Source organism: Arthrobacter sp. STN4 (assembly GCF_024539665.1).
Taxonomy (GTDB): domain Bacteria; phylum Actinomycetota; class Actinomycetes; order Actinomycetales; family Micrococcaceae; genus Specibacter.
In genome coordinates this window covers 159,960-176,106 of record NZ_JAKZGX010000004.1, presented here as the reverse complement: position 1 = coordinate 176,106, position 16,147 = coordinate 159,960, and the positions used below count along the sequence as shown (strand labels likewise).

The 16,147-nt window shown below is 69.3% G+C and carries 15 protein-coding genes and 2 tRNA genes; 7 read left to right on the top strand and 10 right to left on the bottom strand.

The window, feature by feature from the left end:
- Positions 1-108: 108 nt before the first annotated feature.
- From MMF96_RS05250 to dnaG, 3 genes are all read right to left on the bottom strand, one after another.
- Positions 109-181 (bottom strand) — tRNA-Asn (locus MMF96_RS05250).
- A gap of 109 nt (positions 182-290) precedes the next feature.
- Positions 291-366 (bottom strand) — tRNA-Asn (locus tag MMF96_RS05245).
- 66 nt (positions 367-432) lie between these two features.
- Positions 433-2,466: a DNA primase gene (dnaG, locus tag MMF96_RS05240; RefSeq protein WP_256882790.1), complete on the bottom strand. Its 2,034-nt coding sequence runs from the start codon at positions 2,464-2,466 to the stop codon at positions 433-435.
- A gap of 225 nt (positions 2,467-2,691) precedes the next feature.
- Here dnaG and MMF96_RS05235 point away from each other — a divergent pair, with 225 nt between their 5' ends.
- The 4 genes from MMF96_RS05235 to MMF96_RS05220 all read left to right on the top strand — a co-directional run bounded on the left by MMF96_RS05235 (position 2,692) and on the right by MMF96_RS05220 (position 5,185).
- Positions 2,692-3,075: a hypothetical protein gene (locus MMF96_RS05235; RefSeq protein WP_309145217.1), complete on the top strand. Its 384-nt coding sequence runs from the start codon at positions 2,692-2,694 to the stop codon at positions 3,073-3,075.
- A 62-nt stretch (positions 3,076-3,137) separates the two neighbouring features.
- A complete protein-coding gene (locus MMF96_RS05230) occupies positions 3,138-3,518 on the top strand; it encodes a VOC family protein (RefSeq protein WP_256882789.1) in 381 nt (126 codons plus the stop codon).
- A 118-nt stretch (positions 3,519-3,636) separates the two neighbouring features.
- Entirely contained in the window at positions 3,637-4,425 is a 789-nt protein-coding gene (locus MMF96_RS05225) for an ABC transporter ATP-binding protein (protein WP_256882788.1), read from the top strand.
- Positions 4,418-5,185: an ABC transporter permease gene (locus MMF96_RS05220; RefSeq protein WP_256882787.1), complete on the top strand. Its 768-nt coding sequence runs from the start codon at positions 4,418-4,420 to the stop codon at positions 5,183-5,185. The genes MMF96_RS05225 and MMF96_RS05220 overlap by 8 nt, the downstream gene beginning before the upstream one ends.
- 16 nt (positions 5,186-5,201) lie before the next feature.
- Here the strand turns inward: MMF96_RS05220 and MMF96_RS05215 are convergent, their stop codons facing one another.
- The 3 genes from MMF96_RS05215 to dusB are packed head-to-tail and all read right to left on the bottom strand — an operon-like array spanning position 5,202 to position 8,042.
- Positions 5,202-6,476, bottom strand: a complete 1,275-nt coding sequence (locus MMF96_RS05215) for a deoxyguanosinetriphosphate triphosphohydrolase (protein ID WP_176615616.1) — start codon at positions 6,474-6,476, stop codon at positions 5,202-5,204.
- A 51-nt stretch (positions 6,477-6,527) separates the two neighbouring features.
- The gene (locus MMF96_RS05210) at positions 6,528-6,827 is read right to left on the bottom strand and encodes a hypothetical protein (RefSeq protein ID WP_256882786.1); all 300 of its coding nucleotides are present in this window, start codon (positions 6,825-6,827) and stop codon (positions 6,528-6,530) included.
- A 33-nt stretch (positions 6,828-6,860) separates the two neighbouring features.
- Positions 6,861-8,042, bottom strand: coding sequence for a tRNA dihydrouridine synthase DusB (gene dusB, locus MMF96_RS05205; protein ID WP_176615614.1), 1,182 nt, complete (start codon positions 8,040-8,042; stop codon positions 6,861-6,863).
- A 203-nt stretch (positions 8,043-8,245) separates the two neighbouring features.
- Between dusB and MMF96_RS05200 the strand changes: the two genes are divergently transcribed.
- Genes MMF96_RS05200 through MMF96_RS05190 form a run of 3 tightly spaced genes read left to right on the top strand, consistent with a single transcriptional unit; the run spans position 8,246 to position 11,331 of the window.
- Positions 8,246-9,442, top strand: coding sequence for a type III polyketide synthase (locus tag MMF96_RS05200; RefSeq protein WP_256882785.1), 1,197 nt, complete (start codon positions 8,246-8,248; stop codon positions 9,440-9,442).
- 4 nt (positions 9,443-9,446) lie between these two features.
- The gene (locus MMF96_RS05195) at positions 9,447-10,151 is read left to right on the top strand and encodes a class I SAM-dependent methyltransferase (RefSeq protein ID WP_256882784.1); all 705 of its coding nucleotides are present in this window, start codon (positions 9,447-9,449) and stop codon (positions 10,149-10,151) included.
- On the top strand, positions 10,144-11,331 hold the full coding sequence (locus MMF96_RS05190) for an NAD(P)/FAD-dependent oxidoreductase (protein WP_256882783.1): 1,188 nt from the start codon (positions 10,144-10,146) through the stop codon (positions 11,329-11,331). Before MMF96_RS05195 ends, MMF96_RS05190 begins: the two co-directional genes overlap by 8 nt.
- On the opposite strand, the gene MMF96_RS05185 is transcribed toward MMF96_RS05190, so the two are convergent.
- From MMF96_RS05185 to MMF96_RS05170, 4 genes are all read right to left on the bottom strand, one after another.
- Positions 11,325-12,008: a hypothetical protein gene (locus MMF96_RS05185; protein ID WP_176615611.1), complete on the bottom strand. Its 684-nt coding sequence runs from the start codon at positions 12,006-12,008 to the stop codon at positions 11,325-11,327. The genes MMF96_RS05190 and MMF96_RS05185 overlap by 7 nt on opposite strands.
- Positions 12,009-12,319: 311 nt before the next feature.
- Positions 12,320-13,558 carry a YibE/F family protein gene (locus MMF96_RS05180; RefSeq protein WP_176615610.1) on the bottom strand — a complete coding sequence of 413 codons (1,239 nt, stop codon included), beginning with the start codon at positions 13,556-13,558 and terminating at the stop codon, positions 12,320-12,322.
- Between the two features lie 138 nt (positions 13,559-13,696).
- A complete protein-coding gene (locus MMF96_RS05175; protein WP_176615609.1) occupies positions 13,697-14,689 on the bottom strand; it encodes a GNAT family N-acetyltransferase in 993 nt (330 codons plus the stop codon).
- A gap of 2 nt (positions 14,690-14,691) precedes the next feature.
- Positions 14,692-16,077, bottom strand: coding sequence for a glycine--tRNA ligase (locus MMF96_RS05170; RefSeq protein ID WP_256882782.1), 1,386 nt, complete (start codon positions 16,075-16,077; stop codon positions 14,692-14,694).
- Positions 16,078-16,147: the final 70 nt, after the last annotated feature.

The window sequence follows — 16,147 nt, the reverse complement described above, 5'->3', positions numbered from 1 at the left end:
CCCAGCCGCTGTAAGGCCCAGCCGCTGTAAGGCCAGGCACTGTTGGGCCGGGCAAAAATAAAATTGGCCCCGCACCCTCAAGGGGTGTGGGGCCAATCTTTTGCCTTGCTCCTCCGACTGGACTTGAACCAGTAACCCTTCGATTAACAGTCGAATGCTCTGCCAATTGAGCTACGGAGGAATGAAGCAGGAATATCCCAATCGGCACATTGCATAAATGAAATGCACCCCTTGTTTTTTGCCTGCTGCGCGTGTGTCCGGTTTGGCTTCCGGAAATCCCTGAATGGGATTGGCTCCTCTGACTGGACTTGAACCAGTAACCCTTCGATTAACAGTCGAATGCTCTGCCAATTGAGCTACAGAGGATCGCGCAGGAACAACAATAACAAAGGCCGGCGCCGTTGCGAAATCGGCGCGCCCGCGCCGGCCGGGTCAATCGCCGCGCAGGGACCGGCGCGCCATTTCCAGCTCCATGAGCTCGCGCTGGAGCAGCTGGTACCCCTCCGGATCCACGGCCGGATCCATGCGCTGCAGGGCGCCGAGCCGCTCCTGCTTCAGCTTGGTGATCTGCCCTTCGAAAAGCCGGCGCAGCATCGCGCGGCAATACCGTTCCAGGGACTCGTCAGCCTTCGTGGGCAGCGGGCTCATGGCCAGCTCGGCAACGAGGTTCCCCAGCTCCCCCGGCACGTTGGCCCGCACGGCTTCCAGCCACTGGGACGAGGCTGCCAGCGATTCCCCCGCAGCGGCAATCCCGGCATGGATGGCCTGGTATGCGGAAACCTGGAATTCCGTGGCGGCAAAATGCTGCCAATTGCCTGCCGTCAGCAGCCCCGGGTGCTGGAGCACCACCTCCAGCGCCTCCCGCTCCATGCGGGCCTGGGGGTCGCGCGGGTCCGGACGGGGGAACCTCGGTTGGGCCGGCTCCTCGGCCGGTGCGACGCCGGTCCGGCCAGCGGCAGGCTGCCCGCCGTGCGCATACTGCCCCTGGGCGTGTGCCCCGCGGGAGGGGGCGCCGTTCCCGGCCTGGCGCTGGGAGGCGGCGGGGCCGGCGTCGTACGGGGCACGTGGGGCGGGCGCCTGCCCGGCAACCGGCCGCGGGCTGCCAGGTGCGCCGGGCCGGGCAGCGCCGGCATGGGCGCGCTTCTCGGCGCCCTTGACGGCACGCAGGACTTCGTTGGGGTCGGCGATGCCCAGCCAGCCGGCCAGTTCCTGGCTGTAGCCGATCCGGGTGGAGCCGTCGCGGATTCCCGCCACCACCGGCGCGGAGGCCCGCAGCCCGCTGACGCGCCCCTCCACCGTGCTGAGGTCAAACTTGGCCAGGGTGGAGCGGATGGCGAATTCAAACAAGGGGCGGCGGGAGCGGATCAGGGAGTGGACGGCCTCGTCGCCGCGGCGCTGGCGCAGCTCGCAGGGGTCGGCCCCGGTGGGTTCCACGGCCACGTACGTCTGGGCGATGAAGCGCTGGTCCTCGTCGAAGGCCTTCAAGGCGGCCTTCTGCCCGGCGGCGTCGCCGTCGAAGGTGAACACCACCTCCCCGCCCGTGCCGTCGTCGGAGAGCAGGCGGCGGGCCACCTTGATGTGGTCGGCGCCGAAGGCGGTGCCGCAGGTGGCCACCGCCGTGTCCACCCCGGCCAGGTGGCAGGCCATGACGTCCGTGTAGCCTTCCACGACCACCAGCTGGCGCTTTGAGGCAATGTTCTTCTTGGCCAGGTCGATCCCGTAGAGGACCTGCGATTTCTTGTACAGGGTGGTTTCAGGGGTGTTCAGGTACTTGGGGCCCTGGTCGTCGTCGAACAGCTTGCGGGCGCCGAAGCCCACCGTGTCCCCGGCAATGTCCCGGATGGGCCAGATGAGGCGGCCGCGGAAGCGGTCGTAAATGCCCCGCTGGCCCTCGGAGAACATGCCGGTGAGCTTCAGTTCCTCCTGGGTGAATCCCTTTCCCGAAAGGTGCTTCAGCAGGGAGTCCCAGCCCTGCGGGGCGAAGCCGACGCCGAACCGGTCCGCAGCGCTGCGTTCAAAGCCGCGCTCGGCCAGGAACGCCCGTCCCGCGGCCGCCGCGGGCGTGAGAAGCTGTGCCCGGAAGAACTCCCCGGCAATCTTGTGGGCGTCCAGGAGCCGCTGCCTGCGCCCCACCTCCTCGCGACGCGGGCCGGTGCCGCCGTCCTCGTAATGGAGTTCGTAGCCGATGCGCCCGGCCAGCTTTTCCACGGCTTCCGAAAAGGGGATGTGGTCCATTTTTTGGATGAAGGAGATGACGTCGCCGCTCTCCTGGCAGCCGAAGCAGTGGAAGTACCCCATCTGCGGGCGCACGTGGAAGGAGGGGCTGCGCTCGTCATGGAACGGGCACAGGCCCTTGAAGGAGCCGATGCCGGCCGACTTCAGGGTGACGTAGGCGTCGACGACTTCCTTCAGGTCGGTGCGCGTGCGCACCTCATCTATGTCTTCCCGCTTGATCAACCCAGCCACCCGGCCAGTTTACGTGAGTTTGTCCGCCCCCGGCCCCGGGTGGCCGGCCGCTGTGGGGATCGCCCGCCAGTGACCGGAAACGCACGCCCTGGTGGCTGGAATCACCGCCGTTTCAGGCCTGGACGCCCCTTGGCGCCGATAGAATTTAACTACCCCCAATGGCGTGGACTTCCGGGCCGCCGGCCGGGAAAACCACCCCACACCATTTCCAAGGGAGCCTCCACAGTGTTTCAGTCCGTGCGCAGCAACGTCCGTCACGCCAGCCACCAAGGCATGTTTGCGTCCGTGCGCCGCAGCGTCGGTTCGGACATCCTGCTGGCCCGCCACGGCAGCGCCATTTCCTCGATGCGCCTGGACCGCGCCAACGCCCGGGTGGTGGCACGGCTGTCCGACGGAACCTTTGACAGCGCCCCCAACCTGATCGACCCGGAGCTGCACATGCCCGGCCGCCTTGACGACGACGCCAAGCTCATCGCCGCCGTCTGCGCCGCCACCGTGGGCCTGGCAGCCGTGTTGGCCGCCGTCGTCGGCATGGTGTTCTCCTTCGCCAGCCCCGAACAGCTGGCCAATTTCACCGCAGCCCTGGGCAGCTACTCCGCCGGCATGTAATCGCAGCGCCTGTGGTGACAGGCCTGTGGTGGTGCCGCCGCGGCAGTGGTAGCCTCGGCCCTATGATCGGGCGCCTGCACCACCTTGTCATCGACTGCCCCGACCCCTACGCGCTGGCCGGTTTTTATGCTGCGCTGCTCGGACAGCCCGTCACGTACTGTTCACCGGGCTTTGTGGTCGTCGCCGGGAACAGCCACAGCTCCGGACTCGCGTTCCAGCTCGCCCCCGGCCATGTGCCGCCCCGCTGGCCGGACCCCGCCCACCCGCAGCAAATGCACCTGGACGTGATGGTCGACGACGTCGCTGCCGCCCGCCCGCGCGTCCTCGCCCTGGGCGCATCGCAGCTGGGCGGCCCCGGCTCCACGGTGTTCGCCGACCCCGCCGGGCACCCCTTTTGCCTGGTTCCACGCCCCGGCTGGGCCGCCCCCATCGGGACGGACTGACGGCCCCGGCGGCCACAGAAAACGAACGCCGAATCCACAGGAGATCCCCAGCAACCGCTCTTAGCGTTGGCACTAATGCGCAGGCGCCCGGCCCCGCAGCGTGGAAAGGATGTGCGGCATGTCCGAGGGGGATGTACCTGCCACGCTTCCCGTCCTGCAGGTGGACCAATTGGAGGTCGCCTACGGTGCCCGCACCGCCGTCGCCGGTATCAATTTTGACATCCGCCCGGGCGAGATCTTCGGCCTGCTGGGCCCCAACGGCGCGGGGAAGACCAGCACCCTGAGCGCCATCGAGGGCCTGCTACGGCCACGCTCGGGGTTTCTGCTGGTGGACGGCCTCGACGTCTCGGAGCACCCGCTCGAGGCGAAGGCCCGCCTGGGCGTGCAGCTGCAAACCTCCAGCTTTCAGGCCGAGCTGGGCATTGAACAAATCGTCAGGCTCTATGCGGGTCTCTACGGTGCGCGGCTCGACCGGGACCAGCTGCGCACCGCCCTCAAGCAGATCGGGCTTGGCGGGGAACTGGGGCGGCGGTTCAAGCAGCTCTCCGGCGGCCAGCAGCAACGCCTGGCCCTCTTCATCGCGTCCGTCCACGAGCCGCGCCTGCTCCTGCTGGACGAGCCCACGGCCGGGCTGGACCCGCAGTCGCGCCGGCAGTTGTGGAACCGCATCGAGGCGTTGCGCGGCGAGGGCCTCAGCATCCTGCTCACCACCCATTCCATGGAGGAGGCGCAGGCCGTCTGCGACCGGGTGGCGATCATCGACCACGGCGCGCTCGTGGCGCTCGCCACCCCTACCGGGCTCATCGAGGAATACAAGTTCGATCCCCGCGTGGTCCAGGCGGCCCACGGGGAAGTGACCCTTGAAGACGTTTTCATTGGACTGACGGGAAGTGAAATCCGTGACTGACACCGGCACCGTCCGCCCGCCGCTCAACCTGGCCCTGCGCGCCCTGCTGCGCGCAGACGCCACCGTGCTGCTGCGCAGCAAAATTTCGGCCACCTTGAGCATCCTGCTTCCCGTGGTCATCCTGGTTGCCACCACCTTTGGCAAGTCCCAGCACCGGCTGGGCGGGACCACCCTCACCATCGGCCTGGCCCTGGTCATCGGGCTGCCCACCTCCAGCATGCTCGGCTTCACGCTGGCCATCGCCGGCGACCGCGACACCGGCGTCCTGCAACGCCTGCATGCAGCGCCCGTCCCCACCTGGGCCATCATGGGCAGCCGCATGGGCGTCCAGGTGGCCGCCAACCTTGTCGGGTCCATCATTGTGGTGGTGGTCGGCGTCATCCTGCACGGGCTGGCCCTGGACGCGGGACAGGTCCTGCTGGTCCTGGGCGCTGCACTCCTGGGCGGCGTGACGTTCCTGTCCATCGGGCAGGCAGTGGTGGGGCTGGTGAAATCCTCCGCCGCCGTCCTGGCCGTCAGCCGGGTGATCTTCATTGTCCTGATCCTGCTGGGCCTTGTGGGTGGCACCGGGCTGCTGGGCGACACCCTCAAGTCCATCGCGGAGTGGACACCCGTGGGCGCCCTCATGACCTTGTTCGCCGACATCCTCAACCGGGCCGGCTGGAGCGCCCAGGACGGCTGGGCCCTGCTGGCCTGCGTGGCCTGGACCGTGGTGTGCGCCGGCATCGGCATCCGCTGGTTCCGCTGGGAATCCCGCTGACCCTCCGGCCGTGCTCCTAGAGGAGCGTGCGCTCCATCCCCACGAGGCGCTCGTGGAGGGCCAGGGCCGAGACATCGGTCAGTGAGGCGATCTGGTCGATGACCACCCGGAGCCGGGCGCCGTCGTCGTCCGCCTCCCGCCAGTCCGCGGCGAACATGGTCTCCAGGTGCGCGTCCCCCGTGGCGCTGAGCACGGCCACGAGCTCGCTGAGGATGTCCTGCTGGCGCTGGTAGATGGGCTGGCGGTGGTCGGTGGTCATGACGAAGGTGGTGGCCAGGCCCTTCATGACCGCGATCTCCACGGCCGTTTCCTGGGGCACGACGACGTCGGCCGCGTACCGCGTGAGCCGTCCCGTCCCGTAGATGGCCTGGGTGGCGGCGACGGCGCTCTGGCAGAAGCGGCCGATCAGCTGGCTGGTCATGTCCTTCAGCGCCGCCATCGACGCCCGGCTGCCGTCCGCGTGGCGCACCCAGACGTCGGCGGCCTCCAGCCGGGACAGGGCCGCGTCGATCTCCGCCGTGTCCACGCCGGGCAGGTACCACTGCTGCGTGTAGCCCAGGACGCGGTTACGCTGGTCCTGGTTGGCCAGCCACTTCAGCTGCACGTGGCCGGCAACAATGGCGTCCTCCACGTCGTGGACGGAGTAAGAGATGTCGTCGGCCAGGTCCATCACCTGCGCCTCGATGCAGGTCTTGCCGGCCGGGGCGGCGCGGCGCAGCCATTCAAACACGGGCAGGTCGTCGGCGTAGGCGCCGAACTTGCTGGTCCGGCGCCCGCCCACGAGCGGCGCGTCGGCCGCCAGCCAGGGGTACTTGGAGGAGGCGTCCAGGGAGGCGCGGGTCAGGTTCAGCCCGGCCGAACCGCCGTCGGGCCTGATCACCTTGGACTCCAGGCGGGTCAGCAGGCGCAGCGTCTGGGCGTTGCCCTCGAAGCCGCCAATGTCGTGGGAGAGGTCGTTGAGGACGGACTCGCCGTTGTGGCCGAACGGCGGGTGGCCAAGGTCGTGGGCGAGGCAGGCGGTGTCGACGACGTCGGGGTCGCAGCCGAGCGTGCGGCCCAGCTCGCGGCCGATCTGTGCCACCTCGAGGCTGTGCGTGAGGCGGGTGCGGACAAAGTCGTCGGTGTCCGGGGCCACCACCTGGGTCTTGGCCCCGAGCCGGCGCAGTGCCGAGGAGTGCAGGACCCGGGCGCGGTCCCGTTCGAAAACGGTGCGGAAGCTGTTCTTGTGGGCTTCCTGGACCCAGCGCTCCACGTCCGTGGGCGAATACTCTGGCTGCGCGGCGGTAGACATATCCCTTAGTTTAGGGCCATCGCGCCCCGGTCCGGGGACGGCCAGGGTGGCTCAGGGCAGGTGACGGTTGATCCAGCGCAGCGCCGGCCCGACAGCCGGGAGACGGTGCCAATTGCGCTGCATGACCGCCCGCCGGCCGCTGCGGACGGCCTGGACCCGCCACCGTGCCAGGACACCCTGGTCCGCGGCCTGCCGTTCCCGGGCCCGCTGCCGCAGCGAAATGGTGCAGTTCAGGCACACCCCGGCCTCGGGCCTGCTGCCGAGCCGGATGATCCCCGACTCCGGGAAGGTCCGCCCGCAGCACCAGCACAGTTGCTGCCCGGGCCCGCTGGCGTTATCCGCGGTGGTCATGGCTGCATGATCCCACGGCACGGCCGCGTTGCGCTACCCGCCGGAGACGTCCAGCTCCGCGCCGGCGATGTCCGTCCTTTGCAGGCCGCTGAGCGTGCGGTCCTTCAGCCAGCCGTCCGGCAGGGCGGTGCGCTTAGGGCTGCCGGCCCGCCCGCGGGGTCCCTCGGCGTCGGCGCCCGGATACGGGCTGTCCGCATCCAGCTGGTCCAGAAGCCCCCGCAGGACCTCAAGGGTGGGGACGGCGGCAAGCTGGGCGCGCAGGTCCCCGCCCACCACGTAGCCCTTGAAGTACCAGGCCATGTGCTTGCGGATGTCGCGCAGGGCCTTGTTTTCGTCGTCGAAGGTGTCCACGAGCAGTTCGGCGTGCCGGTAGACGGCGGCCGCCACCTCGGCCAGTCCCGGCCTGTGCCGTTTGTCGCTGCCCTCGAAGGCGGCCTTCAGGTCGCCGAACAGCCACGGGCGGCCCTGGCAGCCGCGGCCCACCACCACGCCGTCGACGCCGGTTTGGCGCACCATGGCGATGGCGTCCTCCGCGCTCCAGATGTCCCCGTTGCCCAGGACGGGCACGTCCGGCAGTGCCTCGCGGAGCCGGGCGATGGCCTCCCAGTCCGCCTGGCCGGAGTAGAACTGGCTGGCCGTGCGCCCGTGCAGCGCCACGGCGGCCACGCCGGCGTCGCGCGCGATGCGGCCGGCCTCCAGGTAGGTGAGGTGGTCATCGTCAATGCCCTTGCGCATCTTGATGGTCAGCGGCAGCCCGCCCTTGGACGCTTCGCGCACGGCGGTCTGGACGATCGCCGTAAACAGGTCCAGCTTCCAGGGCAGGGCCGCTCCCCCGCCGCGGCGCGTGACCTTGGCGACCGGGCAGCCGAAGTTCAGGTCGATGTGGTCCGCGTGGTCCTCCTCGACCAGCATGCGCACGGCCTTGCCCACCGTTTCGGGGTCCACGCCGTACAGCTGCACGGAGCGGATCTTCTCGTCGTCGTCGTGGCTGATCAGGCGCATGGACTCCGGGGTGCGCTCCACGAGCGCACGGGAGGTGACCATTTCGGAGACAAAGACGCCGCCGCCGTGCTCGCGGCACAGGCGCCGGAACGCGGTGTTGGTGATGCCGGCCATGGGGGCGAGCACCACCGGCGTGTCCACCGTGATGTTGCCCAGTTTGAGCGGCGGAAGGTCCAGTTTGGTGTCGCTGGCGGGGATGTCTGTAACAGTCACCCGACAATTCTCTCAAATGCGTCCAAATTAAGCGCCCGGCTGCCCTGGGGGCATCCACTGTACAGCTGTGGCGGTCCCGCCGGCACCGGGCCCGCCCGGACCGTACACTCGGCGGGAACCAACCCGCCAAAGCTGCACGCCGGGCGCCGCGCGCGGGCGCCGCCGCCATTGTGTTCTTCACCGGCGGCGCCTAAGAATGGACTATGACGGTCACGCTGAGGTCCCTGGAAACGGCAGTCCCCCCAACGATCCTGGTCCAGCCCGAGGCCCGCGACGTGTTTGCGGCCCAGCCCGGGCTGACGCGCCTGGGCCAACGGCTGGTCCGCACCTGCTTCGACTCCGCCGCGATCGACACCCGCCATACGGCCGTGGCGGAAATGTCCACCTCCTTCCGCAGCGAGACCCCGGTGTTTTTCGATGTCGACACCGGACTTTTGCTCACGCCCAGCACCAAGGAGCGCAACGACCTCTTCACGGTGGAGGCCACTGCCTTGTTCATTGAGGCCGCGACGAGGGCGCTGGACGCGTGCGACGGCGTGTCCGCGGCCGATGTCACGCACGTCGTCACGGTCTCCTGCACGGGCTTCTTCAACCCCGGGCCGGACTACAAGATTGTCCGGGCGCTGGGCATGCCGGCGTCGGTGCAGCGCTACCACCTCGGCTTCATGGGCTGCTATGCCGCGTTCCCCGCGCTGCGGGCGGCCAAGGCCTTTTGCGAAGCCGATCCCGACGCCGTGGTGCTGGTGGTTTCCGCCGAGCTGTGCTCGCTGCATGTGCGCACCTCCAACAACCCGGACACCATCATGGGCTCCTCCCTGTTTGCCGACGGTGCCGCCGCCGCGGTGGTCACGGCCCGGGACCTGCCGGACACGCAGCCGGGGATGTTGCTGGACCACTTTGAAACCGTGCTGACGCCGGTGGGCGAGGATTCGATGGCGTGGAACATTGGCGACCAGGGCTTTGAAATGGTGCTGGACAGCTACGTGCCCCGCATCATCGACGACCACATTGTGGGCGCCCTCGAGCCGCTGCTGGCGCACGAGCCGGCCCTGGCCGGGCAGCCGTACCGGGACATCCGGCACTGGGCCATCCACCCCGGCGGGCGCAGCATCCTGGACAAGGTGGAGGCCAAGCTCGGGCTCTCCGAGGACCAGCTGGTGCCGGCCCGGGAGACGCTGCGCAACTACGGCAACATGAGCAGCGCCACCGTGATGTTCGTCCTCAAGCACATTCTGGACCAGCCCGCGGCGGAGCCTTCCGAAAGCATCTGCGCCATGGCGTTTGGTCCGGGCCTGACGGTGGAAACGGGCCTGTTCACCAAGGTCTCCCCGGGGTCGGGCCGCACCATGGAGGGTGCCGCCGCGCACAGCGCCGTCCTGGACAACGCTGCCCGGGTCTGAGTCCATGCGGTTCTTGCAGGAACGCGCCACGGACGCACGCGAGGAAATGGACCGGCCGGATTGCGACCCCGTCCGGCTCGCACGCACCTACGCCCAATTTCCACGGGTCAATGCCGTGGTTTCGGGGTCGCGGGCCGTGTACCGCGACCGGATCCGGCCCCTGCTCTCCCCCACCACGGCCACCACGCTGCTGGACGTCGGCTGCGGCGGCGGGGACATTGCCCGCCGGCTGGCCCGGTGGGCGGAGCACGACTCCTTCCTGCTGGACATCACCGCGATCGACCCCGACCAGCGCGCCCTCGACTTCGCCACGGCACGGCCCGGGCGCCCCCGGCTGGCGTTCCGCCGCGCCTACAGCTCGGACCTTGTCCGCGAGGGCGCGTTCTTCGACCTGGTCATCTCCAACCACATGCTCCACCACCTGGCCCCGGCCGAGCTGCAGGGCCTGCTGTCCGATTCCGAACGGCTCGCCACACGCGCCGTCATCCACGGCGACATTGCCAGAAGCCCGGCAGCCTATGCCTTGTTCGCGGCCGGCACGCTGCCCTTCTTTCCGGGCTCCTTCATCCGCTGCGACGGCCTGACCTCCATCCGGCGCAGCTACACGCCGGCGGAACTGCGCGCCGTGGTCCCCCCGGGCTGGACCGTCCGGCGCGAAAGGCCGTTCCGCCTGGTGCTGCAGTTCGCGCCCGGGGCTGCCCGTGGCTGAAATTCCAGGACCCGAGCTGCTCGACGTGGCCATTGTGGGCGGCGGGCCGGTGGGGATGTTCCTTGGCATCCTGCTGGCCCGGCAGGGACTGTCCTTCCGGATCCTGGAGCAGCGCGCCGGGTCAAGCCCGCATTCGCGCGCCATCGGCATCCACCCGCCGGCCCTGGCCGCCCTGGCGCAGGCGGGCGTGGGGGCGGCGCTGGATGCCGAAGGCGTCCACATCCGGGACGGCGTTGCCCGCAGCCGCGGCCGGCTGGTCCAGGGGCTCTCCTTCGCCGACGCCTCACCCGCCTCGCCGCACATCCTGACGCTCCAGCAGGCGCGCACCGAGGCCATCCTGGAGGCCCGGCTGCGCGAACTCGCCCCGGGCGCCCTGCTGCGCGGCGTGCACGTGCAGTCCATGCACGACGCCGGCACGCACGTCGAGCTGGCAGCCTCTCCCGCAGCCGGGGACCCGGACGGGGCCACCTGCCGGGCGAGGCTGGTGGTGGGGGCCGACGGCGGGCACTCGACCATCCGCCGGGAGCTCGGCATCGCCACCACGGGACGCGACTACCCCGACACGTACCTGATGGGCGACTTCCCCGACACCGGCAGCGACGGGGCCACGGCCGTGCTGTACCTGGAGCCGGGCGGGATCGTGGAATCCTTTCCGCTCCCGGACGGGTTGCGCCGCTGGGTGGTGCACACGGATTCGCTGTTGGAGGGCGCCTCGGCGCGGGAGCTGGCGGCCTTGATCCGCCGGCGCACCGGCACGTCAGTGGACGCCGCCGCCAACAGCATGCTGAGCGCCTTTGGCGTGCGGTCCAGGATGGCCGTGCGGATGGTGCAGGGCCGGGCGGTGCTGGTGGGCGACGCGGCGCACCAGGTGAGCCCGATTGGCGGGCAGGGCATGAACCTGGGCTGGCTGGACGCCGCGGCGCTGGCGCCGGTCATCGGCTCCGCGCTGCGCGGCCGGCCCACCGGGTTGCTGCTCGAAAGGTTCGAGAAGACGCGGATGTCCGCCGCCCGGCGTGCCTCCTGGCAGGCGGGACTGAACATGGCGCTGGGACGGCCCCTGCCGGCGTCGTGCCTGGAAGTGCGCAACGCAACGCTGGCCCGGGTGCTGCACAGCACCTGGCTGCGCAACGCCGTGGCGCGGCGCTTCACCATGCAGCCGGTGGGCCGGGCCCGTCAGTAGCCGGCCGGCCAGGCAAACGGCGCCGGCGCCTTGGCCGTCCCGGTGCCGCTGGTGATGACGATGTCGACGTCCTCGTGGTTGGCGAGCTGGATGGCGGCGGGGTTGCCTGCCTGCTTCTTGCCGTTGACGAAGGTGGTGATGGTATAGCCGCCGGAGGTGGAATAGGAGCCGACGCGGTTTGCCGTGAGCGCCACGTCCCATTCGGTGAAGACCTCGCCGAGGTTGAAGGGCTTCACGACGGGCGATTCGACGTGGATGATTCCGGTGGAGTCGTGGGTGTGGAGGGGCGAGATCATCTGGGCACCGAGGTCGATCCCGATGTCGCCGGGCACCATGATGGACCTGCCGTCGGCCGTGATGCCCAGGTGGGTGTGGATGTGTTCGGCCGTGCCCTCGGCCGTCAGCATGGTCAGCCCGGCGGCCTTGGCCCGGGCCGACGCGTCGGCCGGAGCAGCCCACGGCGGTGTCTGGGTGGAACCGTGTGAGGCGGAGACGGTTCCCTGGGGGGCCTGGCCGGATGCGGCGGCGTTGCCCGCGGAGTTGGTGCTGATCACCACCCCTGCGGCAACAACGACGGCCACGGCCGCCACTGCGCTGCCGGACCACGCCACGAGGCGGCGGCGGCGCGCCTTCTGGCGGGCGGCGGCGGTTTGCTTCCCGGTTGCCTTGGATTCCAAGCAAGTCTCCTTACGGCCGACACGGCGCCGGACCCGCTATTGATGTTCCCACGCCCCGGGGGCCGAAAGGCGCCGTTTCGGGTGTTTCACAGCCAATGCGGTGCAAATGCCCAGTCAGCGGGCAGGCACCTACAGACGCCCGGTTGCAATCGGGGCTGTTTTTCCACACGCCCGGTTGCAACCGGGGCACTATCGGCCAACGCTCCCGCAACGGCGTGCCGGAGCGTTGGCGAAAAACGCCCCGGTTGCAACCGGGCGTCGAGTCAGGCGGGCTCGAGGGCGTCGAGTCAGGCGGGCTGGAGGGCGTCGAGTCAGGCTGGCTGGAGGGCGTTGCGGCGGCCCGTGGCCTTCACCACGGCGACCGCGACCGCCGTCGTGACCGGAATGGCCAGGACCAGGCCAATGGAGCCGACCAGGATCCGCACCACTTCCTCCGCAAGCTCAGAGCTGGTCAGGGCGTCCAGCAGCGGGCGGTCGTACAACGAAACGAGGATGAGCACGGGAAGGGCGCTGCCTGCGTAGGCGAAGGCGATGGTGTAGACGGTGGAGGCGATGTGGTCACGGCCAATGCGCATCGCTGACGTGAAGAGCGACCGGGCCGGGGTGTCCGGGGCCAGCTCGTACAGCTCCCACACCGCGGAGGACTGCGTGATGGTGACGTCGTTGAGCACGCCCAGGCCGGAAATGATCAACCCGCACAGGATCATCCCGGACAGCGACATCCCCTTCGTGAGGTTCAGCAGCTGGTAGGCGTTGTCGCCGGCCGTTCCGGTCAGGGCGGCGGCGTCCACGGCCCAGCCGGCCAGCGCCGCCGTCGCGCCAAGCCCGAAGAGCGTGCCGAGCAGGGCGGTGGAGGTTCTGGCCGAAAAACCATGGGCAAAGTACAGCACGCCGAACATGATGGCGGACGAGCCCACCAGCGCCACGGCCAGCGGCGGTTTGCCCTCCACGAGTGCGGGCAGCACAAACCAGGCCAGTACGGCGAACGCCCCGCCGAGCCCGACCATGGCACGCAGCCCGCGCCACCTGGCCACTGCGACAACCACCACGGCATAGAGGACCGCCAGCAGGCCTATCGGCACCGTGCGGACAAAGTCCATGAACATGTACTGGGGCCCGGCCGCCTCCACGCCCGGGGCCACGTTGGGCAGCTTCAGGTAGCGGATGGTGTCGCCCGCGTTGACGCCGCGCGCCTGCACAATGTCCGGCGTGACGACGACGGGCACTTCCGCGCCGCCCCGGGCAGACGTGTGGGCGATGAAGCAGCTTTGCGACTGCTGGGCAGTCCCGGGGCACTTTTCCGTGGCGGTCCGCTGCACGGTGCCCTCCACAAAGGAGGCACCCTGCGCCGCCGCATAGGGGCTGCCGGCCGACGGCGCCTCCCCTCCCCCGCCGGGCCACAGCAGCACCATGGCCGCCACCGTCGCCACGGCCAGCGGCACCAGGATCCAGCTCAACAGCACCACGGCACGGCGCCGGGCATCAGAGCGCCGACGCAGCCCGGCCCGGCTCAAGGAGGAATCGTCAGGGTGCGAATGGGAATGGCCCATGGGCAGAAATCAGTCCTTCGGTTGGTCCGGCGGGCCGGGCCGGCATTTTTTGTAGGCGACGTCAAGGAGACAACTAAGGCCGCCCGCGGCCGTGGTGTCGGATAGTCGCCGGAAAAATGCCGGCCCGGTGCGGCCCGATTATTCGCCGACGACCAGCGTTTCCGTACCGCGGACCTTGGCCGCCCCGACCTCGATCATGGGATTGACGACGGCGGCCACGGCCTCCATGGAGTCGTCCAGTTCCAGCTGCACGGGGTACTGGTGGGTGATCAGCGCCAGGAGGTCGTACACGGCCTGCACGGCCGCGTCCCGCTCCAGCTTCGGCTCCACGCCCAGGAAGACTTCCGACGCCGGGGCTGCCGCGGCCGGGGCGTCCGGCGCACCGGGGCCCTGCGAGTAGCTGACGGCGAACGCCTCGATGCGGCCTTTCCGGCTTGGCTGGACGAAGGCACCGAAGGCGCTGGAAGGCTCGGCCCGCAGCACCAGGGCCCCGTGGGCGCCGGTGAGGTCGTCCAGGAACATCCGCTGCACGGCGCCCGGCGCCAGGGGCCCGGTGGGGTCCCACTGGTTGACCGCTTCGTAGTACCGCCCCACCACGTCCGTCAGTTCCACGGACCCCGTGGCCAGGTCCTGCACGCGGGCGGCGGCCTCGGCATCGGTGCCCTCGCCGAAAACGGGGAGCTTCAATGCGCCCGGCGCCACCTCCACCACCCGGTTGCGCTGCAGCACGGCCAGGCCCATCGCTTCGGCAAACGCCGCGCCCGGGGTGCCGGGGGCAATCTTGGTGCGCAACGCCGTCGTGCCGGCCAGGCCGGCGGCAACCGCAGCCGACGCCTCGCTGCGGAGCATGGTCAGCAGCGTGGCGCCCACGCCGGTGCGGCGGTGGTCGCGGGCCACCTCCACGTAGGCCCAGAGGCGGGCCGGGTGCAGCGTGGTGGAATACACGACGGCGGCCGCCACCGGGATGCCCTGGTCCTCGGCGACGATGGTGCGCCGCCACGGGTTGGCATCCTGTCCCGGCGCCAGTGCGGCGCGGAACTGGCCGGCCGCGGCGGAGTCGGCGTCGCCCCAGATTTCACGCAGGGTGAGGTCGTCGCCGTCACGCCACGGCCGGAAGGAAAGTTCAGCCACGCCTACGCACCCAGCAGGCGCGCGGCCAGGTAGGCCTGCACCTTGTCCAGGGAGACGCGGTCCTGGCTCATGGTGTCGCGTTCGCGGATGGTCACGGCGTTGTCCTCGAGGGTGTCGAAGTCGACGGTGATGCAGAACGGCGTGCCGATCTCGTCCTGGCGGCGGTAGCGGCGGCCGATGGCGCCGGCGTCGTCAAAGTCGATGTTCCAGTGCTTGCGCAGCTTGTTGGCCAGCTCCTTCGCCTTCGGGGACAGGTCCTCGTTGCGCGACAGCGGCAGCACGGCGGCCTTGACGGGGGCCAGGCGCGGGTCCAGCTTCAGCACGGTGCGCTTGTCGACGCCGCCCTTGGCATTGGGGGCCTCGTCCTCGACATAGGCGTCGACAAGGAACGCCATCATGGAGCGTGTCAGGCCGAAGGACGGCTCGATCACGAACGGCGTGTAGCGCTCCCCCGTGGCCTGGTTGAAGTAGCTCAGCTCGGTGCCGGAGCCCTTGGTGTGGGAGCCAAGGTCGTAGTCGGTGCGGTTGGCAACGCCCATGAGCTCCCCCCACTCCGAGCCCTGGAAGCCGAACTTGTATTCAAAGTCGATGGTGCCGGCGGAGTAGTGCGCACGTTCGTCCTCGGGGACGTCGAACTGGCGCATGTTTTCCGGGTTCATGCCCAGGTCCAGGAACCAGGCCCAGCACAGCTCAACCCATTCCTTGAACCACTTGTCGGCATCTTCCGGCGCGGTGAAGAACTCAATCTCCATCTGCTCGAATTCGCGCGTGCGGAAGATGAAGTTGCCGGGCGTGATCTCGTTGCGGAACGCCTTGCCGATCTGGCCGATGCCGAACGGGGGCTTCTTGCGGCTGGTGGTGAGCACGTTGTTGAAGTTCACGAAAATGCCCTGGGCAGTTTCGGGGCGCAGGTAATACAGGCCGGCGGCGGCATCCACCGGACCCAGGAACGTCTTGACCAGGCCGGAGAACAGCTGCGGCTCCGTCCACTGGCCCTTGGTGCCGCAGTCCGGGCACACGATCTCTTCCATGCCGTTTTCGGGCTGGCGCTTCTTCTTGGCCACAAAGGCCTCAATGAGGTGGTCCTGGCGGTGGCGCTTGTGGCACTGCGTGCACTCGACCAGCGGGTCCGTGAACGTGGCCACGTGTCCGGACGCTTCCCAGACGGCCTTGGGCAGGATGATGGACGAGTCCAGGCCCACCATGTCCTCACGGCCGCGCACAAAGGACTGCCACCATTCGCGCTTGATGTTTTCCTTCAGCTCAACGCCGAGGGGGCCGTAGTCCCAGGCCGAACGCGAACCGCCGTAAATTTCACCGGCCTGGAACACAAAGCCGCGACGTTTCGCGAGGGAAATGACCTGGTCAAGCTTGGATTGGGGCGCCACTTGCTACTCCTATTAATTACGAGGCCGCTGGGTGCGGTCCGTCCGGGGACAAGCCTACCGTCCGGGGGTG